The organism is Amycolatopsis ultiminotia (assembly GCF_039536925.1).
GTDB lineage: Bacteria > Actinomycetota > Actinomycetes > Mycobacteriales > Pseudonocardiaceae > Amycolatopsis > Amycolatopsis ultiminotia.
Map to the genome: position 1 here is coordinate 534,918 of NZ_BAAAZN010000004.1, position 25,652 is coordinate 560,569.

Here is a 25,652-nt window from a genome sequence, read left to right on the forward strand (position 1 = left end):
GGATGGGACGTCCTCAGCATGCGTGGCGGGAGCGGTCGGCGTCAGGTGGCCATTTTGTCCAACTAGTCAGATAGAATTGGCCGTTATGGCACTCACCCTCGGTGGACTGGCCGATGAACCCGCACTCGGACTGCGCGTGGTCGCCGGTGAATCCGGGCTGGACCGGCCGATCGGCTGGGTGCACCCGACCGAGCTGATCGATCCGCAGCCCTTCCTCGAAGGTGGTGAACTGCTGCTCACCACGGGACTTGCGCTCGACGACGCGACAGCGGCCGGGTACGTCAGCAGGCTCGTCGACGCGGATGTGGCCGGTCTCGGGTTCGGGGTGGGGCTGAGTCACCCACGCGTGCCGGCCGCGCTGATCGAGGCTGCCGACGAGGTGGGCCTGCCGGTGCTGGAAGTGCCGCGGCGGACGCCGTTCATCGCGATCACCCGTGCGGTGTCCCGCTCGGTCGCGGCCGACGAGTACGCCGCGACGGTCCGTATCGGGCGGGCGCAACAGGAATTGACCCGCACTGCGGTCGGCCGGTCCGGCGTGGCCGGGGTCGTGCGTCGTCTCGCGCGGCTCATCGACGGCTGGGTCGTGCTTTACGACGCGGGTCGTGTGCGCGAAGCCGCCCCGGCCGCGGCCCGTTCCCGCGGAGCGCACCTGGATCTGACCGGTCTCCGCGCCGGCGCCAGGGTCGTCACCGACGGCGACGACGAGGTCGTGCTCCAAACCCTGCACACCCGGGGTGCGCTTGCCGTCGGCACCGCCGAACCGCTCGACACCACCGGAGGGCACATCGTGAACACCGCGGTGTCCCTGCTTTCCCTCGCGCTGGAACAAGACCGTAGCCAACGGGAGGCGTTTTCCCGGCTGCGGACCGGAGTGCTGGAACTGCTCGCCGAGGGGCGGTACGACCTGGCGCACCGGGTGATGCCGGAGCTGCCGCCCGAGCCGTGGACCGTGCTCGTGGCCACCGGCAGCCGCGCAGCCCGAAAAGCACTGTGCGAACGTTGGGAAACCGTTACCGGGCACGTCTTTTCCGCGCATCGCGGCACCCGGCTGGTCATCGTGACCGACGATCCCGCTCAGGTGCGCGAAGCGCAGGACTGTCACCTTGGCTTGTCCGACGCCGCGGACTTCCCGGCCGCGCTCCGGCAGGCGGAGGAAGCCGCCGACGCGGCACAGCAACGGCGGGTGCCCCTGCTGCGTTACTCCGACCACGCAGGCGAAGGCTTCCTGGGGCTGGTGGATTCCTCGGCAGCGCAAGCGTTTTCCGAACACCTGCTGGCACCGCTGCGTGCTTTCGACCGGACCGGCCGTGGTGACCTGGTTGCCTCGCTGCACTGCTGGCTGGAACACCACGAGCACTGGGACCTCGCGGCCGCGAAGCTCGGCGTGCACCGGCACACCCTGCGCAACCGGGTGAGCAAGGCCGCCGAACTGCTCGGCCGCGACCTGGACGCACCCGGGGTGCGAGCCGAACTGTGGCTCGCCCTGCGGATCACCTCGTGACGAGCAGCGCGATCGGCGAATCCCCGCACCGGCGCAGGGTCGCTCCCGCCGACGTCGTGCACGGCTCGGCGCCGGAGGTCCACCAGGCAGGCACGTCGACGTCGCGCACGAGCGAACCCGTCGCCTGCCGCACGCTGTTGGACACGATCACCCGGCCCTGTGCGTTGAGCAGCGCGGCATGCCTGCCCAGCGACCGCAGCCGTCGGCTCACCGTGCGCTCGAACTCGCGGACGTACACGTCCGCGCCGACGACCCCGGCGAACCCGCCTTCGCAGGAGACCGGCACGGTGAAGGTGAGCGTGTACTCGTCGGTGCAGAGGTAGTCCACGTACGGCCCGTTGATGTGCCGCCGCCCGCTGTCGCGCGGCACGGTGAACCAGGATTGTCTGGTGTAGTCCAGGAAATTGGGGCTGTCCGGGACGAGGCTGATGAACAGCTGTTCCGGTTCCCCGCCTTCGGCACCGGCGCAGGTCCACCACTCGAACCCGAACTCCTGATCGGTGAGCACATGCGGTGCGCTCACGAATCCGGCCCCGATCACCAGCCCGCCGAGCGCCTCGATGACTTGCGGGCGGATGCCGTGCAACGCCTCCGCGGTACGGCCCGCCGGTTCGGCCAGCAGCGCCTCGGCGGCGGCAAGCACCGGCTTCAGCCGGGCGAAGGTTTCCTCTACGAGGGCGGACACCTGGGTCACGACCTCGTCGCCGGTTGGCGTTCGGGTGTCGGTCACGATGCTCACCTCGTGCTGCAGGGTCATCGAAGCTTACGGCGTTTCGAGGGACAGGTGCAGATCTGCGAGCCGATCGAGCGCGCTCCGCACGTGGTCCTCGGTCAGCTTGCGCGCCAGATCGCCGTCTGCCGCAGCGATCGCGGCGACGACGGCCTGGTGCTCAGCGTAAGCCTCCCGGCACTGCTCCGGTTCGCCGAGGGGTACCCAGAGCAATCCGCCGTGCTCACCCTGCAGCGCAACCTCCTGATTGGTGAGCCGGGGGGACTGTGCGGCCGCCGCCACTTCGAGGTGGAAGTGCCGTTCGGCGCGGATGGCCTCCGGTCCGGTCGCCTTGAGCAGGTCCTCGGTGACCAGCCGCAATCGTTCGAGGTCTTCCGGGGTGCTGCGCTCGGCGGCGAGTTTGGCCGCCGCGCCTGCCACCGCGAGGTAGTGGTCGCCGAAGTCGCGCAGGTCCGCCATCGAGACCAGCCGCAGCCGGGCCGCCCACGAACTGGGTGGCGGCCACGCAGGGGTACGGACGAAGCTGCCGCCGCCCCGCCCGCGCCGGGTTTCCACCAGTCCCTGCTGGCGCAGTACGGCGAGCGCTTCACGCACGGTGACCGTGGAGACCCGGAACTGCGCGGCCAGCTCCACCTCGCTCGGCAGCTGCTCGGCGTCGTCGAGCAAGCCGAGGGTGATGGCGTCGAGAAGCCGGGCCGCGACCGCTTCGGCGCGGCCGAGCTGATCGAGCGGAGCGAACATCGCCAATCGCGCGCTGTTCGACATCTCGTTGCGCATCGTGGTCCACCCGTCTCGGCGTGCGTGCGATGGGGTCAATCCTGCCCCAGGACCTTGTCATGTGAAATATGGAGTTATATGTTTCAGCCTGCCACGGAGAGTCAGGAGGCGCACGCGTGCAGGAACTGAAGCATTTCGTCGGCGGCAAGTACGTCCACTCGCTGTCGGGGGAGGTCGCCGAGATCGTCGACCCGGTGACCGGACGGCCGTACTGCACTGCGCCGGTGGCCGGTGCGGAGGACGTCGACCGCGCGCTGAAGATCGCCGCGGAAGCCTTCGAGACCTGGCGCGAGACGACCCCGGGCCAGCGTCAGCTCGCCTTGCTGAAGATCGCCGACGCGGTGGAGGCACGCAGTGCGGAGATCATCGGCGTGGAGTCGCGGGACACCGGTAAGCCGGTGGCGCTGACGGTGTCCGAGGAACTGCCGATGATCCTCGACCAGCTGCGCTTCTTCGCCGGCGCCGCGAGGGTGCTCGAAGGCCGTTCGGCCGGGGAGTACATGGAGGGCCACACGTCGTTCGTCCGGCGGGAGCCGATCGGGGTCTGCGCGCAGGTGACACCGTGGAACTACCCGCTGCTGATGGCGATCTGGAAGATCGCGCCCGCGCTCGCGGCAGGTAACACCGTGGTGCTCAAGCCCTCGGACACCACGCCCGCCTCGACGTTGCTGCTCGCCGAGATCGCCGCGGAGTTCCTGCCGGCAGGCGTGTTCAACGTCGTGTGCGGCGACCGGGACACCGGTCGCGCGCTGGTGGAACACGAGATCCCGGCGATGGTGTCGATCACCGGCTCGGTGCGGGCGGGGATCGAGGTCGCCGGTGCGGCGGCCCGCGACGTCAAGCGGGTGCACCTGGAACTGGGCGGCAAGGCGCCGGTGATCGTGTTCGAGGACGCGGACGTCGAAGCGGCCGCCGAGACGATCGCGATGGCCGGGTACTTCAACGCGGGGCAGGACTGCACCGCGGCCGCGCGGGTACTGGTGGCCGAAGACGTGCACGACACCTTCGTCGCCGCGCTCACCCGGCAGGCGGTGGCGGCCAAGACCGGCAAGCCGGACGACGAGACGGTCGCCTACGGTCCGCTCAACAACGCCGATCAGCTCGCCAAGGTCGGCGGGTTCATCGACCGGTTGCCGGAGCACGCGACTGTCCACTGTGGTGGCAGGCAGGTCGGCGAAGCGGGCTACTTCTACGAGGCCACCGTGGTTTCCGGGGTCCGCCAGGACGACGAGATCACCCAGAACGAGGTGTTCGGCCCGGTGATCACCGTGCAGCGGTTCGGTACCGAGGCGGACGCGGTGCAGGCGGCCAACGGGGTGCCCTACGGCCTGGCGTCCTCGGTGTGGACGAAGGACCACCAGCGCGCGATGCGGATGTCCGCGAAGCTCGACTTCGGCTGCGTCTGGATCAACACGCACATCCCGCTGATCGCCGAAATGCCGCATGGCGGGTTCAAGAAGTCCGGCTACGGCAAGGATCTCTCGCTCTACGGCCTGGAGGACTACACCCGGGTCAAGCACGTGATGAGCGCGCTGTAGCGATATCGGTGACCAGACCAACGAGAGGGCCCGGCATGCCCCATCAAGCCCCCGCCGAGACCCGGCGCACCGGTCGGCGCCCGCAGGGCGGACGGCCCGCGATCCGGCTCACCGGCCTGCACAAGCACTTCGACAAGGTGCGCGCGGTCGACGGCGTCGACCTGGACATCCCGCCCGGCGAGTTCTTCTCCATGCTCGGCCCGTCCGGCTCCGGGAAGACCACCGTGTTGCGCATGATCGCCGGTTTCGAGCTGCCCACCGAGGGCACCATCGAACTGGCCGGCGAGGACGTCAGCAGGCTGGCGCCGTTCGAACGCGACGTCAACACCGTCTTCCAGGACTACGCGCTCTTCCCGCACATGTCCGTGCGGCAGAACATCGAGTACGGGCTGAAAGTCCGCAAGGTCGGCAAGGTGCAGCGGCGGCAGCGGGCCGCGGACGCGCTGCGCACGGTGCGGCTCGAGGAGTACGGCGACCGCAAACCCGCGCAGCTCTCCGGCGGCCAGCGCCAGCGCATCGCACTCGCGCGGGCACTGGTGAACCGGCCCAAGGTGCTGCTGCTGGACGAACCGCTCGGCGCGCTCGACCTCAAGCTGCGGCAGGCGATGCAGGTCGAGCTCAAGCAGATCCAGCGCGAGGTCGGCATCACCTTCGTCTTCGTCACGCACGACCAGGACGAGGCGCTGACCATGAGCGACCGGATCGCGGTCTTCAACGCCGGGCGGATCGAACAGGTCGGTACCCCGGTCGAGGTGTACGAGCGGCCGGCGAGTGCGTTCGTCGCGGGCTTCGTCGGCACCTCCAACCTACTCAGCGGGCGGGGCGCCGAGGCGGTGATCGGCCGGCCCGGCGTGTTCAGCATCCGGCCAGAGAAGATCCGCATCGACGGTGATCTCGCCTCGCCCGCTGGGCCCGGCGAGACATCCGCGACCGGTTCGGTCACCGATGTCGTTTATGCCGGGTCGACGGTGCGCTACGCTGTCGCGCTCGACGCGGGTGGCCAGTTGTCCGTGATCCGCCAGAACACCAGTGCACCGGCCGAGTTCGCGGATGGCCGGGTTCGGCTGAGATGGCGGCGCGAACACAGTTTCCAGGTCCCCGAAGCCGGCTAGTTCTCACGGGAAGGGTTCTCTCGACATGAAGAACAGGAAGACGTTGCTCGCAGGGCTGTGTGGCGTGAGCCTGCTGCTCGCGGCCTGCGGCACGTCGGGCTCCGATTCCGCAACCGGATCGGCGCCGGGCGCACAGGGCTTCACCCCGCCCAAGCTCGCCGCGCTCACCCAGCTGGGCCAGCCGGAGGGGCAGCTGAACGTGCTGGCGTGGCCGGGTTACGCGGAGAACGGCTCCAACGACCCGAAGGTCAACTGGGTGACGCCGTTCGAACAACAGACCGGCTGCAAGGTCAACGTCAAGCCGTTCGGCACCTCGGACGAGGCCGTGACCTTGATGAAGACCGGCCAGTACGACGTGGTGTCCGCCTCCGGCGACGCCTCGCTGCGGTTGGTCGCATCGGGTGACGTCGAGCCGGTGAACACCGCGCTCGTGCCGAACTACAACGACGTGTACCCGTTCCTCAAGAACAAGTCGTGGAACAGCGTGAACAACGTCGCCTACGGCGTTCCGCACGGCTGGGGTGCCAATGTGCTGACCTGGCGCACCGACAAGGTGAGCCCGGAGCCGAAGTCGTGGTCGCCGATGTTCGACCAGAACTCGCCCTACAAGGGCAAGGTGATCGCTTACGATTCGCCGATCTACATCGCCGACGCCGCGGTCTACCTGATGGCGCACCAGCCCGACCTCGGCATCAAGAACCCGTACGCACTGGACGACAAGCAGTTCAACGCCGCGGTCGACCTGCTCAAGAAGCAGCGCCCGCTGGTCGAGGAGTACTGGTCGGACTATCTGAAGGAAACGCAGTCGCTCAAGAGCGGTGACGGCACCATCGGCACCGCCTGGCAGGTGACGGTGAACCTGGCCAAGAGCGAGGGTGCGCCGCTGCAGTCCGCGGTGCCGAGCGAGGGTGCCACCGGCTGGTCGGACACCTGGATGGTGAGCGCGAAGTCGCAGCACAAGACCTGCGCGTACAAGTGGATGGACTACATCATCAGCCCGAAGGTGAACGCACAGGTCGCCGAGTACTTCGGTGAGGCACCGGCGAACTCCAAGGCCTGCGCGGAATTCACCGACAAGTCGCTGTGCGACACCTACCACGCCAATGACGCCGCGTACGCGGCCAAGATCCAGTACTGGACCACACCGATCCCGCAGTGCCTGGACGGCCGCACGGACGTCAAGTGCAAGGACTACGGCGACTGGACCAGGGCCTGGACGGAGATCAAGGGCTGACTCTCGTGGGTGCCGACGCCAACCGGCACCCACGAGCCATCCGGGAGTGGCGGGCACCCTCCCCCTATTTGTCCGCCACTCCCGGTCTTTTCCCGTTCCCTTCCGAAAGCGCAGGCACATGACCGCCGTGAGCCCGCCGAGCGACCGCGTTTCGGCCTTCTTCCACCGCAGGCCCCGGCTGCGCCTCGGTATTCTGCTCAGCGCGCCGATGCTCTGGCTCGGCCTCGCCTACCTCGGCGCACTCGCCGCACTGTTCGTCACCGCGTTCTGGTCCACCGACGTGTTCACCGGCAAGGTGGTCACCGACTGGTCGCTGGACAACTTCGTCACGCTGTTCAGCGATTCGGTGTATCGCACCATCACCGTGCGCACGGTCGGGATCGCGTTGCTGGTCACGGTGATCGACGCGGTGATCGCGTTCCCGATGGCGTTTGCCATGGCCAAGCTCGCTTCCCCGCGGGCACAACGGGTCCTGGTGATCTTGGTGATGACCCCGCTGTGGGCGAGCTACCTGGTGAAGGCGTACGCGTGGCGGACCCTGTTGTCCGGCAACGGGGTGCTCAACTGGCTGCTGAAGCCGTTCGGCGTCAGCGGCCCCGGCTACGGCGTGACCGCCACCGTGATCACGTTGTGCTACCTCTGGCTGCCGTACATGATCCTGCCGATCTACGCCGGGCTCGAGCGGCTGCCGGATTCCCTTGTGGACGCTTCCGGTGACCTCGGTGCGCGTTCGCTGCGCACCTTCCGTTCGGTGATCCTCCCGCTGTCCTTCCCGGCCATCGTCGCGGGCTCGATCTTCACGTTCTCCCTTTCGCTCGGCGACTACATCGCGGTGAAGATCGTCGGCGGCACGTCGCAGATGCTCGGCAACGTCGTCTACGACAACATCGGCGCGGCCAACAACCTGCCGTTCGCCGCGACGGTGGCACTCGTGCCGGTCGTGATCATGCTCGTCTACCTGGCCGCGGTGCGCCGCACCGGCGCGCTGGACAACCTCTAGGAGACCGCCGGTGCGGATGTCGAAGACCGCTCGGGTGCTGCTGTGGACGGCACTCGGCGTCGGATTCGCGGTGATCTACTTCCCGCTGCTGGTGGTGCTGCTCAACTCGGTGAACGCGGACACCACGTTCGGCTGGCCGCCGAAGAGCTTCACCCTGGAGTGGTGGGGCCGCGCGGTCACCAACGAGGGCGCCCTGCACGCGCTGTGGACGAGTGTGCTGGTCGGCCTCGTGGCCACGGTGATCGCGCTGCTGCTGGGCACGATGGCCGCGTTCGCATTGCAGCGGTACCGGTTCTTCGGGCGGAATTCGCTGTCACTGCTGGTCGTACTGCCGATCGCGTTGCCGGGCATCGTCACCGGGATCGCGCTGAACAACGCGTTCCGCACCATCCTCGGCGTCGACCTCGGCGTGGTCACGGTGATCGTCGCGCACTCGACGTTCTGCATCGTGGTGGTGTTCAACAACGTGGTGGCCCGGTTGCGCCGGCTCGGCGGCAATCTGGAAGAGGCGTCGATGGACCTCGGCGCCAACGGACTGACCACGTTCCGGCTGGTGACCTTCCCGATGCTGCGGTCGGCACTGCTTGCCGGCGGGCTGCTGGCGTTCGCGCTGTCCTTCGACGAGATCATCGTGACCACGTTCACCCTCGGCACCGGGATGGAGACGCTGCCGATCTGGATCTACGACAACCTGTTCCGCCCGAACCAGGCCCCGGTGGTCAACGTGGTGGCGGCGGTGCTGATCGTGGTCTCGACCGTGCCGGTGTACCTGGCCCAGCGCCTTTCCGGCGGCGACAGCTCCAGCGGCGGCCGGATCTGATGCTGGGCGGCCTGGTTCCACCGGCACGATCCACTCCCGGCCGCGACGCCGAGGTCGCCTGTCTCAGCGGAACCCGTCGGTCGCCTCGCGTAGTGCGGCCAGGATGCCCGGGTCGCTGACCGCGTGGCCGGCTCCCTCGGTGAGGCGCAGGGTCGAGTCCGGCCACGCGCGGTGCAGCTGGTAGGCGGTGATCGGCGGGCAGACCGCGTCGTAGCGGCCCTGCACCAGTACCCCGGGGATACCGGCGAGGCGGCCTGCGTCGCGGATCAGCTGGCCCTCCTCCAGCCACGCGCCGTGCCGGAAGTAGTGCACGGCCAGCCGGGCGAAGTTCAGTGCGAACGACGGGTTCGAGTACTGGTCCACGAACGAGGTCTGCGGCAGCAGCGCCACGGTCGCGCCTTCCCAGACACTCCAGGCGATCGCGGCCCGCTCCCGCATTGCGCGGTCGGCGGAGTGGAGCAGCTCCGAGTAGCCCTCGAGCGGGTCTTCGCGCTGCCGTTCGTCCAGCGGAGCCAGGAACGCGTCCCATTCGGCAGGGAACAGATTCGCCGCGCCACCGCGGTAAAGCCAGTCCAGCTCGCGTCGCCGCACGGTGAAGACGCCGCGCAGCACGAGTTCCGACACCCGCGTGGGATGTGTCTGCGCGTAGGCCAGCGCCAGCGTGGAACCCCATGACCCACCGAACAGCTGCCAGCGCTCGATGCGCAGTCGTTCCCGCAGCAGTTCCAGATCGGATACCAAGTGCCACAATGTGTTCCTGGCCAGATCCGGATCCGGATCGCCGGCGCTGGGCGTGCTGCGGCCGGAGCCGCGCTGGTCGAAGAGGATGATCCGGTAGGCCGCCGGGTCGAAGTGCCGCCTTGCCACCGGTGCGATCCCGCTGCCCGGTCCGCCGTGCAGCACCACGACCGGCTTGCCGTCCGGATTTCCGGCGTCCTGGCAGTAGATCCGGTGCCCGTCGCCGACGTCGAGCATCCCGTCGGCACGCACCGGCGTCGCCGGGTAGAGCTCCTCCATACCGGCTACTCTTCACCGGCCCCGCCCCGCCGGGGAATCCGGGGTGCGATCCCGGAACGGGGATTGGGGCGGGCTGGGGGTGCGAATCCGATGGCACGGGTGTGGTCTGCGGTGGAAACCCGGGGAACCAGGGACGGGTTGTGGGGGCGAACCCGGGAGGGCCTGGGCTGGCACCCAGGTGGGGACCCGCTCCCGCCGCCGAGCGGAGCGGGCCCCCGTCCGTGATCGCGTCCGCAGCACTCGGCCGCGTTCGCGAAGACCATGCCGCCCTTGCCGATCACCGCGGAGCGCATACCCGTCTCGTCGAGGTCCGGACCCGCTGCGGGCTCCTACGCTAAGCCGCATCCGAACGCGGGTCAAGTACCTGATTATGGTTCATGGATGTGAATACGATGTATGAAAATCGGCTGCCCGACCCCCCGCCTGCCGGGGGCCGGGCAGCCGCTGGGTAGCTTTTCGCAGGAATGCCCGAACCGACGCGAGAAAGGCTCGCGAATGTCCGCGGTCAGCTACTTCGAATCCATTGTGGTCGGCGCCCTGCAGGGGGTGTCGGAATTGTTTCCGGTGTCCAGTCTCGGGCACAGTGTGCTGTTGCCCGCGCTGGTCGGCGGGAACTGGGCGCGGGACCTGAGCATCGGAAAGGACTCGCCGTATCTCGCGGTGCTGGTGGCCATGCACGTGGCGACCGCACTCGCGCTGGTGCTGTTCTTCCGGCGGGACTGGGCACGGATCATCGGCGGGCTGTGGACTTCTGCGCGGGATCGCGAGGTCCGCACGCCCGATCAGCGGCTGGCCTGGCTGCTGGTGCTCGCCACGATCCCGGTCGGGATCGCCGGTCTGCTGCTGGAGAGCCTGCTGCGCGACGTGCTCGGCAAGCCGGTGCCGTCGGCGATCTTCCTTACCCTCAACGGCGGGGTGCTCTACGCCGCGGAACGGTTCTCCCGGGTGCGTCCGGCTGCGAAGCCCGCGCGTGCCGAGGAAACCGTGGACTTCAGCGCCGAGGAGACGCTGGTGCTGCGCGCGGTCACGGTCGAGGAGGCCACCGACGCACGGCTGTCGAAGCTGGGCGTGAAGGAGGCCGTGCTGATCGGCTCGGCGCAGATCCTGGCTCTGCTGCCGGGGATCAGCCGTTCCGGCAGCACCATGGTGGCCGGGCTCCGGCGCGGCCTTGCACACCAGGACGCGGCACGCTTCGCATGGCTGCTGGCGACTCCGGTGATCCTGGCCGCCGGCGTGCTCAAGATGCCGACGCTGTTCACCCCGGAGAACAGCTCCTCGCTCGGTCCGGCGCTGGCGGGCAGTGTGGTGGCATTCGTCGCGTCCTACATTTCTGTCCGATTTCTGACGAAATACTTCGAAACGCGCACCTTGACCCCGTTCGCGATCTACTGCGGCCTCGCCGGAATCGGCAGTCTGCTCGTCTTCACGTTGTGAGGGTGGGCTCGGTGCACAATTCTTCCGGGTGCACACTGAGCACATCGAAAACGTGCCGACACCCCCGCCGCTGAGCGGATCGACATTCTGCACGGCGTGGACCCTCGACGTCCCCGCCGTGCTGGTGGTGTTCGTGCTCGGCGTCGCCTACCTCGCCGTCGCGCGCCGGCAGCAGACGTGGGCGCCCGGCCGGACCACGGCGTTCCTGGCCGGCCTGGCCACTCTCATCGTGGTGACCTGCTCGTTTCTCGGCGTGTACGACACCACGCTGTTCTGGGTCCGCGCGACGCAGAACACCGTGTTGCTGATGGTCACGCCGTTGCTGCTCGCGCTCGGCGCCCCGGTGACGCTGCTGATGCGCACTGCTCCACCCGGGCTTGCCGGATGGCTGCGTCGGCACGGCCGTGGTCCGCTCGCGCGGTTCGTGACTTTCCCGCTTTCGGTCACCGTCGTGCTGATCGCGCCGTTTCTCGTGCTCTACCTCACGCCGTTGTACAACGTGACTCTCGATTCCGCAGTCGTGGGCGGGCTCGTGCGAGTGGCGCTCGTGCTGGCCGGATTCCTGTACTTCTACAGCCGCGTGCAGCTCGATCCGACGCCCCGGGACGATTCGCACCTGGTGTCGGTGTGGATCTCGTTCACCGAGGTGGTTTTCGACGGCGCGCTCGGCCTCGTGCTGTGGCTCGGCCCGCTGCTCGCCCCCGCGCACTACGACGCCGTGCACCGCGGGTGGGGGCCGGATCCGCGCACCGATCAGGTCATCGGCGCCGGAGTGTTGTGGATCGGCGGCGATGTGGCCGGGCTGCCGTTCGTCGGTGCGCTGTTCATCCGCTGGTCCCGCGACGACGAGAAGCGCGCGAAACAGCTCGACCGGCGCCTCGACGAGGAATCCGAGGCAGGCGTTGCACCGCCGGGCGGGCTGTGGTGGGAGAACGACCCGGAGCTGGCCGCGCGGTTCCGCCGCAGGTGAGCTCCGGGCCGTTCGGGAGTACTCAGTGGAATGCGTGTTCGGGCGCGGGGAACTCACCCCGTCGGACGTCCTCGGCGAACGCCGTCGCGGCACCCTGCAGCACGCCGGCCAGGTCCGCGTAGCGCTTCACGAACCGCGGCGCCTTGCCCCGGCGCAGGCCGGCCATGTCCTGCCACACCAGCACCTGTGCGTCGCAGTCCGGGCCGGCGCCAATGCCGACCGTGGGGATCTTCAGCTCGTGCGTCACCCGCTTCGCGGCCTCGGCCGGCACCATCTCCATGACCACCGCGAACGCCCCGGCTTCCTGCAGCGCCAGCGCGTCGGCGAGCAGCGCGTCCGCCGCTTCGCCGCGTGCCTGCACCCGGTATCCGCCGAGGTTGTGCTCGCTTTGCGGGGTGAATCCGAGGTGGCCCATCACCGGCACGCCCGCCGAGGTGAGGGCTTCCACGTGCGCCGCGAACCGGCGTCCACCCTCCAGCTTCACCGCCTGCGCACGACCCTCCTTCATGAACCGCACCGCGGTCGCGAGTGCCTGTTCCGGCGAGAGCTGGTAAGAGCCGAACGGCAGATCGGCGACCACCAGCGCACGTTTGGCCGACCGGGTGACCGCGCGGACCAGCGGCAGCAGCTCGTCCACGGTGACCGGCAGCGAGGTGTCGTACCCGAACACGTTGTTGGCGGCCGAATCGCCGACGAGCAGCACCGGGATGCCGGCTTCGTCGAACAGTTCGGCGGTGTACATGTCGTAAGCGGTGAGCATCGGCCACGGTTCCCCGCGTTCCTTGAGCTCCCGCAGATGGTGGATGCGGACCTTCCGGCCGGGCGCGGGCGGCGCGGCCGCGGGGCCGGTGCCGTACGGGGCGGCCACTTCGCCGGATTCTCCGGCAGACTGGGCAGACATCGTCGTCGACCGTCCTTCCCTCGAGGCCTCGGTGAGGTCCCCGGGTCGTGGAGTCAGTACCGCGTTCAGCGTGACACGGCCCCGCGGTCCGCCCAAGATCGTGCGATCAGCTTCACACGCCCGGGTCGCGGCAACCTGTCCGTCTGCCCGGCGTCCACCGGCCGGACGTCCGGTGGACGGGAAGCCCGGTCACCGCGTGCATCGACGGAGCGGCCGTACCGCGCAGAAAGGTATCCATGGGAACCCCGGTGAACGCGCGAGCGCGCATTCCGCGCTGGAAGGCCAAGGCGGGTGGGGTCACTGCCACCGTCGTGCAGCTGGCCGCGGTCTTCTCGGTCGTGCTCCTGCTGGCCGGAGGCAGCCACGGGCACCTGCTGGGCACGATCGACGCGGCGTTCTCCGCGTTGAGCGTGCCGACCAGCGCCAGCCTGGTGATCGTGTTGCTGCTGGTGGTCCTCGGCGCCGCGCTGCGCCGGCGCAAACGGGCCGCGCTCTGCACACTGCTGCTGTTCCAGGTCGCCGGTCTGCTGCTCACCCTCGTCTTCCAGGCATTGCTGCTGTGGGCACCGGATCTGCTCACGCTCAGTACGCGGGCGATGCGGCACATCCCGGTGCAGCTGGGTGTGCTGACCGCCGCCGACGTGATTTCGGTGCTGCTGATCTGGTTCCTGCTGGCGCTGCGCCCGGCGTTCCCCGCGCGGCTGGCGCCGGGGGCGTGGCGGAACGGGCTGTCGGTGCTCTTCGGCGGGCTGTTCGGAGTGGTCCTGCTCGGCTGGGGACTCGTCGAGCTGTTCCCGCACACGCTCGCCGACAGCTGGGCGCGGTTCGCCTGGGCGGTCAACCACGCCACCGGCGAGAACCTGCCGCTGAATCGCATCGGGGTGGGCGAAGGACCGGCGTGGGCCGACGCGGTGCTGGACCTCTGCTCGGCGTTCGTCGCGACGGCCGCGCTGTACACGCTCTTCCGCGGGGTGCGGAGCCGTCGCCTTCGGACCGACGATGAGGAACTGCGGCTGCGCCGTCTGCTGGCGGAGTTCGGCGAGGACGATTCGCTCGGCTACTTCGCGACGCGTCGTGACAAGAGCGTGGTGTTCGCGCCCAACGGCCGCGCCGCCGTGACCTACCGGGTGCTCGGCGGTACCAGCGTTGCGAGTGCGGACCCGATCGGTGCTCCCGACGCGTGGGCGGACGCGGTACAGGCCTGGCTCGCGGAGGCCTATGTGTACGGCTGGGCTCCCGGCGTTCTCGGTGCGAGCGAACGCGGTGCGAAGACCTACGCCGCGGCCGGCCTGCGTGCGCTGGAGATCGGCGACGAGGCGGTGCTCGACGTCCGCGAGTTCTCCCTCGCCGGTCCGGAACGGAAGTCCGTGCGCCAGGCGGTGAAGCGGATCGAGCGGGCCGGTTACACCGCGCAGGTCCGCAGGCACGGTGAGATCCCCGGGGACGAGATGGCGAAGCTGCTCGCCCGCGCGCAGCAGTGGCGTGGCGCGGAGACCGAACGAGGGTTCTCGATGGCGCTCGGCCGGCTCGGTGACCCGAGTGACGGACGCAGCGTGATGGTCGAGGCCTACGACGCACAGGGCGAGCTGCGCGGACTGCTTTCCTTCGTGCCGTGGGGAAAACGCGGGCTCTCGCTTGACCTCATGCGGCGGGACCGTGCCGCGGAGAACGGGCTCAACGAGTACCTGGTCGCGCAGGTCGTCGGGGCCGCGCAGCAGCTCGGCGCACAACGGATCTCGTTGAACTTCGCGATGTTCCGCGCGGTGTTCTCCGAGGGCGAGCGGATCGGCGCGGGACCGGTTTTGCGCGCCTGGCGCGGGATTCTCGGCGTCTTCTCGCGGTTCTTCCAGCTGGAGTCGCTGTACCGCTCGAACGCCAAGTACGGCCCGGAGTGGCAACCGCGGTTCCTGTGCTACTCCTCGGCGCGCCGGCTGCCGCGGGTCAGCATCGTCGCGGGTGCGCTGGAGGGATTCGTGCCCACCGGCAGGCGCCGGGCGCTGCGGCTGGAAAACGTGGGGAAGGACTTCGTCGCCGAGGTCCGGAAGATCGACGATGCCGCGGCGCACGTGCCGCCTGCCCCGCGCCGTCCCGAGCAGGTACGGGTGCGCGTCGCGAAGCTGGACAAGCTGCGGGAACTCGGGGTGGACCCGTATCCGGCCGGCTTCCGCCGGGAGGACCTGCTCGGCGACATCGTGGCCGAATTCCCCGGTCTGGAACCGGATTCCCGCACCGGCCGGCGGGCAAGGGTGGCCGGGCGGGTGCTCGCCCTGCGGGCACACGGCGGGCTGTGCTTCGCCCTGATCAAGGACTTCTCCGGGGAACTGCAGCTGATGCTGGATGCGAAGGTGCTCGACCTGTCCGGCTGGCGCAAAGGAGTGGACCTCGGTGACCACGTGGGCGTGGCCGGTGAGGTGGTGGTTTCACGCCGAGGCGAGCTGTCCGTGCTGGTGGACGAGTGGACGGTCACCGCGAAATGCCTGCATCCGTTGCCGGACAAGCGAAAAGGCCTCATCGACCCGGAGACGCGGGTGCGTCGGCGCTACCTCGACCTGGCGGTGAACCCGGATTCGGCGCAGATGCTGCGGCTGCGCTCCACGGTGGTCCGCGCGGTGCGGGAACACCTGTACCAGGGCGGGTACCTGGAGGTCGAAACGCCGATGCTGCAGACCGTGCACGGCGGGGCGAACGCGCGTCCCTTCGTCACCCACATCAACGCCTACGACATGCGGATGTACTTGCGGATCGCCCCGGAGCTGTACCTGAAGCGGCTCTGCGTGGCCGGCGTGGAGCGGGTGTTCGAGCTGAACCGCAACTTCCGCAACGAGGGCGTCGACGCCACGCACAATCCCGAGTTCACGATGCTGGAGGCGTACCAGGCGTACGCGGACTACAACTCCATGCGTGACCTCACGCGCGAGCTGGTGCAACACGCGGCCGAAGCGGCGTACGGCGCACAGATCGTGCGGAGGCACGGCGTGGACGGGCATGTGGTCGAGCACGACATCTCGGGTGACTGGCCGGTGGTCCCGGTCCACGAGGCCGTTTCGCTGGCGTTGGGGGAGGAGATCGACTCTTCGACCTCCGTGGCGCGGTTGCGGCGGCTGTGTGCCGCGGCCGGCGTTTCGGCGCCGGAGGACGCCGGACACGGTGACCTCGTGCTGAAGGCGCACGAGCACCTCGTGGAAGGGTCGACTGTCGGACCGACGTTCTACACCGACTACCCGACCGACGTCTCACCGCTGACCCGGCCGCACCGCGGCGATCCGCGGCTGGCCGAACGCTGGGACCTCATCGCGTTCGGTTCCGAGGTCGGTACTGCCTACACCGAACTCACCGACCCGATCGAACAGCGGCGCCGTCTGCAGGAGCAGTCCCTGCGCGCGGCGAGCGGGGACGTCGAGGCAATGGAACTGGACGAGGACTTCCTGCTGGCCCTGGAACACGGCATGCCCCCGACCGGCGGGCTGGGGCTGGGCATCGACCGGTTGCTGATGCTGCTGAGCGGTGCCTCGATCCGGCAAACGGTGCTGTTCCCGTTCGTCCGCCCGCAGGCGTGACGGCCACCGTTGTCCCGTTCCGGTAACCGGTCCGTCGCTATCGGTGGCGGAACGGAGGCGGGGCACGTCACGGGTGTGACACCATCGCGCGCAATGTTGCAGACCTTCGCCTAGGGTGTGCGAGTGCCTGCCGCGCGACTCGCTTTGGTCGTCCTCATCGGACTCGGCGTGCTGGGGTATTCCGCGTGGCTGCTGGAATTTCTGCTGCCGACCGGAGTGTCGCCGATCGAGGCGCCGGTCGAGGACCTGATGCTCGCGCGACCGTTGTTCCGGATCGCGGTCGGCGTCGCGGGGCTGGCGTTCCTGGCGGCCGGACCACCGTTGATGCGGCTCGCTCCGGTGCACTGGACGGGCCGGACGACCGCGGTTTCGGTGGCCGGGTTCGGGATCGTGCTGCTGGTGGACGCCGGTGTGCCCGGTGCGATGCCGCTTCCGTTGCTGCAGAACGTGCTGTTCGCGGTGGGCACGGTGAGCCTGGTGCTGTGGTGGCCACCCGGCTGGCGTGCGTGGGCGGTCGGTGCGCTGGTGCTGGTGCTGCTCACCTGGGCGCTGGTGCTGTTCGGCCCCGCGCCGTGGCGGGGCGTGTTCAGCCGGGCACAACTCGTGGTCCGGTCGGCGGAGCTGATCATCGGCGGGGTGTACGTCGTGCGGATGCCGCTGTCGAGGAGCCGGAAAATGTCGGTGCCGGGTGAGATGCTGCGGAGCACTCGACCGACACGTCCGAAATGAGGCTCCGATGGCAGCGAACGTCCCCCCGGTACCCGATGAGCGAGCCGGCTTGCTCGGGTTCCTCACCCAGCAGCGGAATGCCCTGAAGACAGCGGCATTCGGCCTGACCGAGGACCAGGCCAGAGCTGTACCGAGCGCGAGCGCGCTGAGCGTCGGCGGCCTGGTGAAACACGTCGCGGCCACCGAGGACGGCTGGATCGACCTGGTGCTGCGGATCCCGCCGAAGCCGATCGAGGAGAGCATGGCGAGCTACCAGGACAACTACCGGCTGAGCCGGTCGGAGACGCTGGCCGGAATCCTCGCGGAATACGACCGCGTGGCAACCCGCACCGAGGAGGTCATCGCCGGTATCGAGGACCTTGGCCAAGCCGTCCCGGTGCCGAAGGGCGTGCCGTGGTACCCGGACGACGTGCAGGCCTGGTCGGTCCGCTGGGTACTGCTGCACCTGATCGAGGAAACCGCCCGCCACGCAGGCCACGCCGACATAGTCCGCGAATCCGTGGACGGAGCCACCGCCATCCCACTACAAGCAGCCGCAGAAGACTGGCCGGAGTCGGACTGGGTGAAACCCTGGAAACCAACCCCCTGACCACACCGCGGGGCCGCACTCTTTGCCACACCCCCGCGGCCCCGCCACCCCGACGAGGGCGATCCACCCACAGTTCCGCCTGAGGCCCCCGGTTGCGTCCGATGCCGCCGGTTGCGCCCACGCTGACGGTTGCGCCCGACGCCGCCGGCTGCACCCGACGCCGCCGGTCGCACCCACGCTGACGGTTGCGCCCACGCTTTCACCCACGCCCGCGGGTGCCTGCTCCCGACAGCCACGCCCATGCCCACTCGTGTGCTCACGCTCACGCGTGCGCCCACGCCCGTGGGTTGCCTGCCCCCGGGCACCCGCGGACGTACCCACGCTTTCCGCTACGTCCGTGGGTGCCTGCTCCCGACACCCACGCCCGCGCCCGCACCCACGCCCGCACCCACGCGTGCGCCAACGCCCGCACCCACGCCCGCACCCACGCCCGCACCCACGCGTGCGCCAACGCCCGGACCTACGCGTGCGCCAACGCCCGCGGCGTGCGCTTACACCCGTGGGTGCCGGCGCCTGGCACCCGCGGGCGTACCCACGCTTTTCCCCGCGTCCGTGGGTGCCTGCTCCCGGTACCCGCGGGCGTACCCACGCTTTCCGCCACGTCCGTGGGTGCCTGCTCTCGGTACCCGCGGCCGGACCCGCCACCGCGCACACGTCCTCACTCGCGCCCTCGGTTGCGGCTGTGCCACGCCAGCTCCCGCGTAGCCCTCCGGCTGCACCCACAACCGCGCCTACGCCTGCACCCCACAACCGCGCCTGCGGCTGTGCTGCACAAGGTTGGCTCCGCAGCCGGCCCCGCACCGAGCGGAACTCCGGGGGCGCATTTGGCGGCGCGCCTGGTCAATACCGAGTCTGGCGGTGTCGCGCCCGGCAAGGGGCGGGCGGGCCTGCGCCGCGCCTTGTAGCGGGTGTGGGATGCCGGCTTCGTCCGTGGTCGTCGGTGTGGTTGGCGGCTCCGCGCCTGCAAGCGCGCGTCCCCTGCGGCTCCCCGCCAGGATCTGTCCGGTACTCGCCCCCGCCAGGATCTGTCTGGTATTCGCCCCGCCAGGGTCGCTCGGTATCCGCCAGGCCAGGACCCGCTCGGTGCCCGCGCCACCGGACCGTGCCCCTGGGGCCTGCCCACCAGGGCCGTCTAGGCCCCGGCATCGCGCCGGCGGCCTCTTGTACGCGGAGCGTGCCCCCACCTCGGCCCCCACCTCGGCACCCCCAACCTCGGCACCCGGCCCCAGAGACCGTCAGAAGAGGGTCGGTTCCTCCGGGAAAGCGCCTTCGATCACGAGCATCCGACGTTTGGTCTCGACGCCTCCCGGGGCGGAGAATCCGCCGGGTTTGTTGCCTGCGGCCAGTACCCGGTGGCACGGCACGACGATCGGGAACGGGTTGTGTCCCATCGCCTGTCCGACCGCCTGTGCGGATCCCGGCATGCCCAGTTCGTGTGCGATGTCGCCGTAGGTGAGTGTCTTGCCCGGCGGGATCGCGCGTGCGACGTCGTACGCGCGACGGTGGAACTCCGGCACCTCCCGAAGGTCCAGCGGTACCTCCCGCAAATCCCGCGGCTCACCGGAAAGCAGCGCGACGATCCCGGCCACGGTCGCCTGCAGCGCGTCCGGTACCGGAGCCTCGACCGCATCGGGGAAGCGCGCGAGGAGATTCGCCCGCGTGCGCGCAGCTGAGCTGCCCGGCAACGCGGTGCCCACCACCGCACCGTCTCGCCAGGCCAGCCCGCACGCCCCGATCGGGGTGCCGAACACCGTGAACTCCACCGTCATACCGCGAGCCTACGACCGGGCACCGACAGAAACCGGCGGAAATCCGACCGCACCGCCGAGCGGCTCAGGACTTCCGTTCCCGCCACCCGTTGGTCATCGGCAGCCGCCGGTCGCGGCCGAACGCTTTGAACGTGATCTTCGTGCCCGGCGGGTACTGCCGACGCTTGTACTCGGCCCGGTCGACCATCCGGACCACCCGGTCGATGGTTTCCGGATCGAAGCCCGCCGCCAGCAGATCCTGGTAGCCGCGGTCGCCTTCGACGTAGTCGTCGAGGATGTCGTCGAGCAGCGCGTAGTCCGGCAGCGAGTCGCTGTCCTTCTGATCCGGCCGCAGCTCCGCCGACGGCGGCTTGCTGATCGAGTTTTCCGGGATCGGCGGCGTTTCCCCGCGTTTGACCGCCTCCGCGTTGCGCCAGCGGGCCAGTTGCCACACGTGCGTCTTGAACAGGTCCTTGATCGGCGCGAACGCACCCACCGCGTCGCCGTAGATGGTCGAGTAGCCCACTGCCAACTCGGTCTTGTTGCCGGTCGCCAGCACGAGGTGACCGTCCAGGTTGGACAGTGCCATGAGCAGCATCCCGCGTACCCGCGCCTGAATGTTCTCCTCCGCCAGCCCGGTCAGCTGCAGCTGGTCCACGTACACCTTGACCATGTCTTCGATCGGCTCCACGCGGTAGTGCGCGCCGGTACGCCGGGCGAGGTCGGAGGCGTCGTCCTTCGAATGCACCGAGGAGTACTTCGACGGCAGCGAGACGCCGTACACGTTGTCGCCGCCCAAGGCGTCGGCCGCGAGCGCCGCGCACACCGCGGAGTCGATACCGCCGGAGAAACCGAAAGTGACCGTGGAGAAGCCGTTCTTGTGCACGTAGTCGCGCAACCCCACGACGAGCGCCGACCACACCTCGGCCTCGTCCGAAAGCGGCTCACTGAGCACCGGGTCAGCCAGCGCCTCGTACGCCGCCAACGGCTCGTCGCTGAGCACCCGACGGTGCACGCGAAGGCCGTCGAATTCACCCGAGGAACCCGGAGCACCACCGCCGAGGTCCATGTCCAGCACCACCAGGTGCTCCACGAACTGCGGCGCCCGCGCGAGCAACGCCCCGTCCGCGCCGACCACCAGCGAGTCGCCGTCGAACACCAGGTCGTCCTGGCCGCCGATCTGGTTCGTGTACGCCAGCGGTGCACCCGCTTCGGCCGCACGACGCGCCACGAGCGGCAGCCGCTGCTCGTCCTTCGACCGCTCGTACGGCGACGCGTTCGGCGCGACCACCAGGTCCACTCCGGCCTTGCCGAGCGCCGAGATCGGACCGCCGTCCTGCCAGATGTCCTCGCAGATCACCATGCCGATGTCGACGCCGTGCAGCCGCAGCACTTCCAGCTCGGTACCCGGCTTGAAGTAACGGTGCTCGTCGAACACGCCGTAGTTGGGCAGGTGGTGCTTGAACTGCCGGGCCACGACCTCGCCGCGGTACAGCGCGGCCGCTGCGTCACGCGGACCGGCCTCGTCGTGGTCCAGGTAGCCGACGTAGGTGAGCACCTCGCCGCAGCCTGCCTCGTCGAGCCGCCGGGCCAGTTCGGTCACCGACCGCAGCGACGCGTCGGCGAAGGTGCGGCGCAGCGTGAGGTCCTCCACCGGGTAACCGGTCTGGGACATTTCGGGGAAGACGACGACGTGGGCGCCGGATTCGGCGGCCTTGCGCGTCCACTCGACAGTGCGCGCGGTGTTCCCGTCGAGGTCGCCGACAGTGGTGTTGATCTGGGCCAGTGCGATGCGCAGTTGCGGCATGCCGCCATTCTGTCCCACCGCGACGGTCCCGGCGAAGCGGATGTGAGCGAGCAGCCGGGGCCGCGGCGGACCGCGACCCCGGCGCCGGTCAGGACTTCTTCATCTTCATCATGCTGCGCACCCGTTTGATGGTCTGCTCGAAGTCCGAGTCGAACGGGTTGTCGTGCACCAGGTAGGTCCAGGTGGTGTTCGCGCGGCGCAGGCCGGCGTCGGCGAGGTCGAGGCCGTCGTCGGTGATCTCGGCTTCCTCGAGGGTCTTCGCCGCCCGCGTAGCCGCTTCCGGGATGATCTTGTGGAACTCGGGGATCGCCGCGCGGTGGAACTCGTCGAGCGGGGTCTCCCTCGCCAGCGCACGCAGGTGGATGCTCTCGCGTACGTCGGTCAGGTAGGCCAGGTGGTCGGACCACAGCTGGTCGAGGTGGAACAGCAGCACCTCACGGCACACCTGCTCGAGCCGCTCGGTGTCGTCCAGCTTCTCCTTCAGCTCGGCGAACTTCTCCTCGTGCGCCTTCTCCATCCCCTCGGCGGCCAGCGCGCTGTGCAACACCTTGTCACGGTGCTCCAGCAGTTCGGCGCGCTGCCGTTCGATCAGCCGGGTGTAGCGCCAGGTGTTGCGGTGGATCTCCAGATCGACGCCCTCGGCGACGCGCTGGGCGTGGTTGATCTGCCGGTGCGCGGCCGGATCGGTGATCTCGCCGGTCTCGGAATCGGAGTCGATGCCCTCGGGGATGTCCGGCGCGTTGGAGAGCACCAGATCGTCGTTCAGGCTCGCGAAGAAGATCGCGCTGCCAGGGTCGCCCTGTCGTCCGGAACGGCCGCGCAGCTGCCCGTCGAGCCGGCTCGACGGGTACCGCGCGGTGCCGATCACGTGCAGGCCGCCGAGCTCGGCGACCTCCTCCCTGGTCGACCCTTCGGTGCCGCCGAGCCGGATGTCGGTACCGCGGCCCGCCATCTGGGTGGACACGGTGACCGCGCCCTTCTTGCCCGCCTCGGCGATGATCGCGGCTTCTTCCGCGTCGTTGCGTGCGTTCAGCACCACGCACGGCAGATCGACCTTCGCGAGCTTGTCCGCCAGCTCCTCGGACTCGGCCACGTCCTGGGTGCCGACCAGGATCGGGCGGCCGGTTTCGTGCACCGACGCGATTTCGTCCTGGATCGCGCGCAGCTTCTGCGACGGCGAGGCGAAGATCCGGTCGGGCTGGTCGGCACGGACGTTCGGGGTGTTCGGCGGGATCACCGCGACCTCGAGCCGGTAGAACTCGCGCAACTGCTCGGCCACCGCCACCGCGGTCCCGGTCATACCCGCCACCTCGGGGTAGCGCGCGAGCAGTGCCTGCACTGTGATCGAGTCGAGGATTTCGCCCCGGTCGGTCGCGGTGACCTGCTCTTTCGCCTCGACGGCCGCCTGCAGGCCGTCCGGCCAGCGCTGCAGCTCGGCGACCCGGCCGCGGGCTGCGTTGATCAGCTGGACCTTGCCGTCGCGGACCAGGTAGTCGACGTCCCGGGTGAGCAGCGCGTGCGCGTGCAGCGCAACGTTGACCGCGGCGAGCCGGTCCGAACCCGAATCGCCGTACAGGTCGATGCCGCCGAGCGACTTCTCCACCACCGAAGCGCCCGCACTGGTCAGCCACGCGTTGCGGCCGTCGGTGTCGGTCTCGTAGTGCAGCCCGAGGCGCAGCCGCCGGACGACCGTGGCGACCTCCTCGTCGGCGTCGTTGTGGTCGATCGAGCCTGCCATCACCAGCGGTACGCGGGCCTCGTCGACCAGCACCGAGTCGGCTTCGTCGACGATCGCCACCTCCGGGGCGGGCTGCACCAGGTCGTCGACGTGGGTGACCAGACGGTCGCGAAGCACGTCGAAGCCGATCTCGGCGACCGCGCCGTAGGTGACCTGCCGGTAGTAGGCGTCCTTGCGCTCCTCCTTCGAGTGCGCCGGCTCGACCCAGCCCACGGTGACGCCGAGCAGGGCGTACACCGGGTTCATCCACTCCGCGTCGCGGCGGGCGAGGTAGTCGTTGACCGTGACCACGTGCACCCGACGGCCGCGCATCGCGTGCCCGGCGGCGGCGAGTGCCCCGGCGAGCGTCTTGCCCTCACCGGTGTCCATCTGCACGACGTGCCCGGTGAGCAGGCCCATCGTGCCGAGCAGCTGCACGTCGAACGCCCGCTCGCCGAGTGCCCGCCGCGCCGCCTCGCGGCCGAGGGCGCACACCTCCACCAGCTGGTTGTCGGTGTAGGCCGTGGCGCCGTCGAGGGACTCGGCCAGCTTCTCCGCGCGTTCGGTGAGCTCGGGGTCCGCCAGCTCTTCCAGCTCGGGCTCGAGTTTCTCGACCGCGGGCAGCAGCGCTTCGTAGCGGGTCAGCTCGACGCTGCCCGGCCGTTCGATGATCCGGCGTAGCCGCTTGCCCACCCGGCTGATCAGTGCCACCCCTGGTCTCCTCATCTCTGTCTTGCGCCGACAGTGTCCGCTCGTGTCCGCTCGCGTCCCGCGCACTCCGCCTTGCCCAACGCGCCGGTGGTGCGCCGGAGTTCCGCGCCAGGATGGCACGATCAAACCGTGTTCCGTCATCCCCGCGCCAGCTCTCGCGCCCATCGGATCGTCGCGCTCGCGGTGTCCGGCCTGCTCGCCGGCACCCTCGCGGCGTGCTCGTCGAACTCCGGCCAGGCCGTGCCCTCGCCGTCGGTCGAATCACATCCGCCGGTCGGACCGGTGCCTGCCGGACTGGAGCGCTTCTACGGCCAGAGCCTGACCTGGGCTGCCTGTGCACCCTACGCGACCTCGGACGACGCGCAGTCCGCCTTCCGCACCCAGGGCATCCAATGTGCCCGGTTGACCGTTCCGCTGGACTACGCCAAACCGGACGGACCGACCATCACGCTCGGAGTGCTGCGGCATCAGGCCGAGGATCAGGGCGGCAAGGTCGGGTCGCTCGTGCTGAACCCGGGTGGTCCGGGAGCCTCCGGCATGGTCGCCGCGGCAGGCATGGTCGAGCAGGTTTCGAAGAACGATCTCGGCAAGCGTTTCGATCTGGTCGGATTCGACCCGCGGGGGATCGGCGCGAGCGAGCCGCAGATCCGCTGCTTCACCGATCAGGAGCGCGACGCCGACCGCGCGGACGACAGCGAGACCGACGGTTCGCCCGCAGGCGTCGCGAAGCAGGAGACGCAGGAGAAGGACTTCGCGGCGAAGTGCACGCAGCGCACGAAGTACGGCGACGACATGCTCGCGCACGTCGGCACGCGCGACGTTGTGAAGGACATGGACGTGCTACGCAGCGTCCTCGGCGACAAGAAGCTCACGTACCTCGGTTACTCCTACGGCACGCGTCTCGGGTCGACGTACGCGGAGACCTTTCCGAAGAACGTGCGCGCGCTCATTCTCGACGGCGCCGTAGACCCCGATCAGAGCCCGGAGGAATCCCTCGTCGCGCAAGGTCAGGGCTTCGGCACGGCGTTCGGTGAGTTCGCGAAGTGGTGTGCCGCTCGGCAGGACTGTGCGCTCGGCACTGACCCGGCAGCGGCGACGAAGGCGTTCCAGGACCTCACTCGGCGGCTGATCGACTTCCCGGTGTCAGTGGGTGACGGTCGCAAGCTGTCCTACGAAGACGCCACCACGGGTGCGATCCAGGCGCTGTACCAGCAGAGTCTGTGGGAGTACCTGAACACCGGCCTGAACGAGTTGAAGCAGCAGCAGGGCGGCACGCTCGAGAAGCTCGCGGACATCTACAACGAGCGTGGTCCCGACGGCCGTTACGGCACCACGCAGGACGCCTTCACCGCGATCCGCTGCGTCGACGACCCGCGCGTGACCGACCCGAAGCAGGTCCTCGAAGCGCAGGAGAAGTACGTACAGGTCGCGCCGTTCCTCGACGACGGCAAGCAGGCCAGCTCGGCGCGCGACTCGTGTGCGTTCTGGCCGGTGCCGAACACGTCGCAGCCGCACGAGCCCAATGTCCCCGGCCTGCCGAAGACGCTCACCATCTCCACCACCAACGATCCGGCGACGCCCTATCAGGCGGGCGTGAACCTTGCGAAGGCGCTGGGCGGTTCGCTGCTCACCTTCGAAGGCACCCAGCACACGGTGTTCCTGCAGGGCAACAGCTGCGTCGACAAGGTGGGCGTGGCGTATCTGATCGACGGCACGGTGCCGGCCGAAGGCACTCGCTGCCAAGGCAGCTGAATGAGACG

General features: G+C 69.3%; 19 protein-coding genes. 12 read left to right on the plus strand and 7 right to left on the minus strand.

Annotated features, from left to right (window positions below; translation table 11 throughout):
* The first annotated feature begins 85 nt into the window (after positions 1–85).
* The gene (locus ABD793_RS12930) at positions 86–1,501 is read left to right on the plus strand and encodes a PucR family transcriptional regulator (protein WP_344859124.1); all 1,416 of its coding nucleotides are present in this window, start codon (positions 86–88) and stop codon (positions 1,499–1,501) included.
* On the opposite strand, the gene ABD793_RS12935 is transcribed toward ABD793_RS12930, so the two are convergent.
* The gene (locus ABD793_RS12935) at positions 1,491–2,258 is read right to left on the minus strand and encodes a cache domain-containing protein (RefSeq protein WP_425548694.1); all 768 of its coding nucleotides are present in this window, start codon (positions 2,256–2,258) and stop codon (positions 1,491–1,493) included. The two genes, ABD793_RS12930 and ABD793_RS12935, sit on opposite strands and share 11 nt — an antisense overlap.
* A 6-nt stretch (positions 2,259–2,264) precedes the next feature.
* Positions 2,265–3,008 (minus strand): FadR/GntR family transcriptional regulator, encoded by a 744-nt coding sequence (locus tag ABD793_RS12940; RefSeq protein ID WP_344859131.1) that lies wholly within the window; start codon positions 3,006–3,008, stop codon positions 2,265–2,267.
* A 116-nt stretch (positions 3,009–3,124) separates the two neighbouring features.
* On the opposite strand from ABD793_RS12940, the gene ABD793_RS12945 reads away from it, so the two are divergent.
* The 5 genes from ABD793_RS12945 (at position 3,125) to ABD793_RS12965 (ending at position 8,712) form a co-directional block, all read left to right on the plus strand.
* Positions 3,125–4,546: a gamma-aminobutyraldehyde dehydrogenase gene (locus tag ABD793_RS12945; RefSeq protein ID WP_344859134.1), complete on the plus strand. Its 1,422-nt coding sequence runs from the start codon at positions 3,125–3,127 to the stop codon at positions 4,544–4,546.
* A gap of 35 nt (positions 4,547–4,581) precedes the next feature.
* Positions 4,582–5,658 carry an ABC transporter ATP-binding protein gene (locus ABD793_RS12950; RefSeq protein ID WP_344859136.1) on the plus strand — a complete coding sequence of 359 codons (1,077 nt, stop codon included), beginning with the start codon at positions 4,582–4,584 and terminating at the stop codon, positions 5,656–5,658.
* Between the two features lie 25 nt (positions 5,659–5,683).
* Positions 5,684–6,892 carry an ABC transporter substrate-binding protein gene (locus ABD793_RS12955; RefSeq protein WP_344859138.1) on the plus strand — a complete coding sequence of 403 codons (1,209 nt, stop codon included), beginning with the start codon at positions 5,684–5,686 and terminating at the stop codon, positions 6,890–6,892.
* Positions 6,893–7,010: 118 nt separating this feature from the next.
* On the plus strand, positions 7,011–7,892 hold the full coding sequence (locus ABD793_RS12960) for an ABC transporter permease (RefSeq protein WP_344859140.1): 882 nt from the start codon (positions 7,011–7,013) through the stop codon (positions 7,890–7,892).
* A gap of 16 nt (positions 7,893–7,908) precedes the next feature.
* Positions 7,909–8,712 carry an ABC transporter permease gene (locus tag ABD793_RS12965; protein ID WP_425548695.1) on the plus strand — a complete coding sequence of 268 codons (804 nt, stop codon included), beginning with the start codon at positions 7,909–7,911 and terminating at the stop codon, positions 8,710–8,712.
* 63 nt (positions 8,713–8,775) lie between these two features.
* On the opposite strand, the gene pip is transcribed toward ABD793_RS12965, so the two are convergent.
* Positions 8,776–9,729, minus strand: coding sequence for a prolyl aminopeptidase (gene pip, locus ABD793_RS12970; RefSeq protein WP_344859144.1), 954 nt, complete (start codon positions 9,727–9,729; stop codon positions 8,776–8,778).
* Between the two features lie 495 nt (positions 9,730–10,224).
* Between pip and ABD793_RS12975 the strand changes: the two genes are divergently transcribed.
* Both ABD793_RS12975 and ABD793_RS12980 read left to right on the plus strand, forming a co-directional pair.
* Positions 10,225–11,163, plus strand: coding sequence for an undecaprenyl-diphosphate phosphatase (locus ABD793_RS12975; protein WP_344859146.1), 939 nt, complete (start codon positions 10,225–10,227; stop codon positions 11,161–11,163).
* Positions 11,164–11,191: 28 nt separating this feature from the next.
* Positions 11,192–12,133: a cytochrome c oxidase assembly protein gene (locus ABD793_RS12980; RefSeq protein ID WP_344859148.1), complete on the plus strand. Its 942-nt coding sequence runs from the start codon at positions 11,192–11,194 to the stop codon at positions 12,131–12,133.
* A 22-nt stretch (positions 12,134–12,155) separates the two neighbouring features.
* Here the strand turns inward: ABD793_RS12980 and panB are convergent, their stop codons facing one another.
* A complete protein-coding gene (gene panB / locus ABD793_RS12985; RefSeq protein ID WP_344859150.1) occupies positions 12,156–13,034 on the minus strand; it encodes a 3-methyl-2-oxobutanoate hydroxymethyltransferase in 879 nt (292 codons plus the stop codon).
* A gap of 236 nt (positions 13,035–13,270) precedes the next feature.
* On the opposite strand from panB, the gene lysX reads away from it, so the two are divergent.
* The 3 genes from lysX (at position 13,271) to ABD793_RS13000 (ending at position 17,909) form a co-directional block, all read left to right on the plus strand.
* Positions 13,271–16,591, plus strand: coding sequence for a bifunctional lysylphosphatidylglycerol synthetase/lysine--tRNA ligase LysX (gene lysX, locus ABD793_RS12990; RefSeq protein WP_344859152.1), 3,321 nt, complete (start codon positions 13,271–13,273; stop codon positions 16,589–16,591).
* A gap of 123 nt (positions 16,592–16,714) precedes the next feature.
* Positions 16,715–17,320 carry a hypothetical protein gene (locus ABD793_RS12995; RefSeq protein ID WP_344859154.1) on the plus strand — a complete coding sequence of 202 codons (606 nt, stop codon included), beginning with the start codon at positions 16,715–16,717 and terminating at the stop codon, positions 17,318–17,320.
* Positions 17,321–17,327: 7 nt separating this feature from the next.
* Positions 17,328–17,909 carry a DinB family protein gene (locus tag ABD793_RS13000; protein ID WP_344859156.1) on the plus strand — a complete coding sequence of 194 codons (582 nt, stop codon included), beginning with the start codon at positions 17,328–17,330 and terminating at the stop codon, positions 17,907–17,909.
* 1,235 nt (positions 17,910–19,144) lie between these two features.
* Here ABD793_RS13000 and ABD793_RS13005 read toward each other — a convergent pair.
* The 3 genes from ABD793_RS13005 to secA2 form a co-directional block, all read right to left on the minus strand.
* Positions 19,145–19,678 (minus strand): methylated-DNA--[protein]-cysteine S-methyltransferase, encoded by a 534-nt coding sequence (locus ABD793_RS13005; protein WP_344859158.1) that lies wholly within the window; start codon positions 19,676–19,678, stop codon positions 19,145–19,147.
* Positions 19,679–19,742: 64 nt separating this feature from the next.
* A complete protein-coding gene (locus ABD793_RS13010) occupies positions 19,743–21,464 on the minus strand; it encodes an NAD+ synthase (protein WP_344859160.1) in 1,722 nt (573 codons plus the stop codon).
* Between the two features lie 88 nt (positions 21,465–21,552).
* Positions 21,553–23,892, minus strand: coding sequence for an accessory Sec system translocase SecA2 (gene secA2, locus ABD793_RS13015; RefSeq protein WP_344859161.1), 2,340 nt, complete (start codon positions 23,890–23,892; stop codon positions 21,553–21,555).
* A 183-nt stretch (positions 23,893–24,075) separates the two neighbouring features.
* Between secA2 and ABD793_RS13020 the strand changes: the two genes are divergently transcribed.
* Positions 24,076–25,644: an alpha/beta hydrolase gene (locus tag ABD793_RS13020; RefSeq protein WP_344859253.1), complete on the plus strand. Its 1,569-nt coding sequence runs from the start codon at positions 24,076–24,078 to the stop codon at positions 25,642–25,644.
* Positions 25,645–25,652: the final 8 nt, after the last annotated feature.

Excerpts from the sequence above, each read along its gene's own strand:
- ABD793_RS13010 (WP_344859160.1), bottom strand. The coding sequence starts at position 21,464 with ATGCCGCAACTGCGCATCGCACTGGCCCAGATCAACACCACTGTCGGC.
- lysX (WP_344859152.1), top strand. The coding sequence starts at position 13,271 with ATGGGAACCCCGGTGAACGCGCGAGCGCGCATTCCGCGCTGGAAGGCC.
- pip (WP_344859144.1), bottom strand. The coding sequence starts at position 9,729 with ATGGAGGAGCTCTACCCGGCGACGCCGGTGCGTGCCGACGGGATGCTC.
- panB (WP_344859150.1), bottom strand. The coding sequence starts at position 13,034 with ATGTCTGCCCAGTCTGCCGGAGAATCCGGCGAAGTGGCCGCCCCGTAC.
- ABD793_RS12965 (WP_425548695.1), top strand. The coding sequence starts at position 7,909 with ATGTCGAAGACCGCTCGGGTGCTGCTGTGGACGGCACTCGGCGTCGGA.
- ABD793_RS13000 (WP_344859156.1), top strand. The coding sequence starts at position 17,328 with ATGGCAGCGAACGTCCCCCCGGTACCCGATGAGCGAGCCGGCTTGCTC.
- ABD793_RS12955 (WP_344859138.1), top strand. The coding sequence starts at position 5,684 with ATGAAGAACAGGAAGACGTTGCTCGCAGGGCTGTGTGGCGTGAGCCTG.
- ABD793_RS12975 (WP_344859146.1), top strand. The coding sequence starts at position 10,225 with ATGTCCGCGGTCAGCTACTTCGAATCCATTGTGGTCGGCGCCCTGCAG.
- ABD793_RS12960 (WP_344859140.1), top strand. The coding sequence starts at position 7,011 with ATGACCGCCGTGAGCCCGCCGAGCGACCGCGTTTCGGCCTTCTTCCAC.
- ABD793_RS13005 (WP_344859158.1), bottom strand. The coding sequence starts at position 19,678 with ATGACGGTGGAGTTCACGGTGTTCGGCACCCCGATCGGGGCGTGCGGG.
- ABD793_RS12940 (WP_344859131.1), bottom strand. The coding sequence starts at position 3,008 with ATGCGCAACGAGATGTCGAACAGCGCGCGATTGGCGATGTTCGCTCCG.
- ABD793_RS12930 (WP_344859124.1), top strand. The coding sequence starts at position 86 with ATGGCACTCACCCTCGGTGGACTGGCCGATGAACCCGCACTCGGACTG.
- ABD793_RS12935 (WP_425548694.1), bottom strand. The coding sequence starts at position 2,258 with ATGACCCTGCAGCACGAGGTGAGCATCGTGACCGACACCCGAACGCCA.
- ABD793_RS12950 (WP_344859136.1), top strand. The coding sequence starts at position 4,582 with ATGCCCCATCAAGCCCCCGCCGAGACCCGGCGCACCGGTCGGCGCCCG.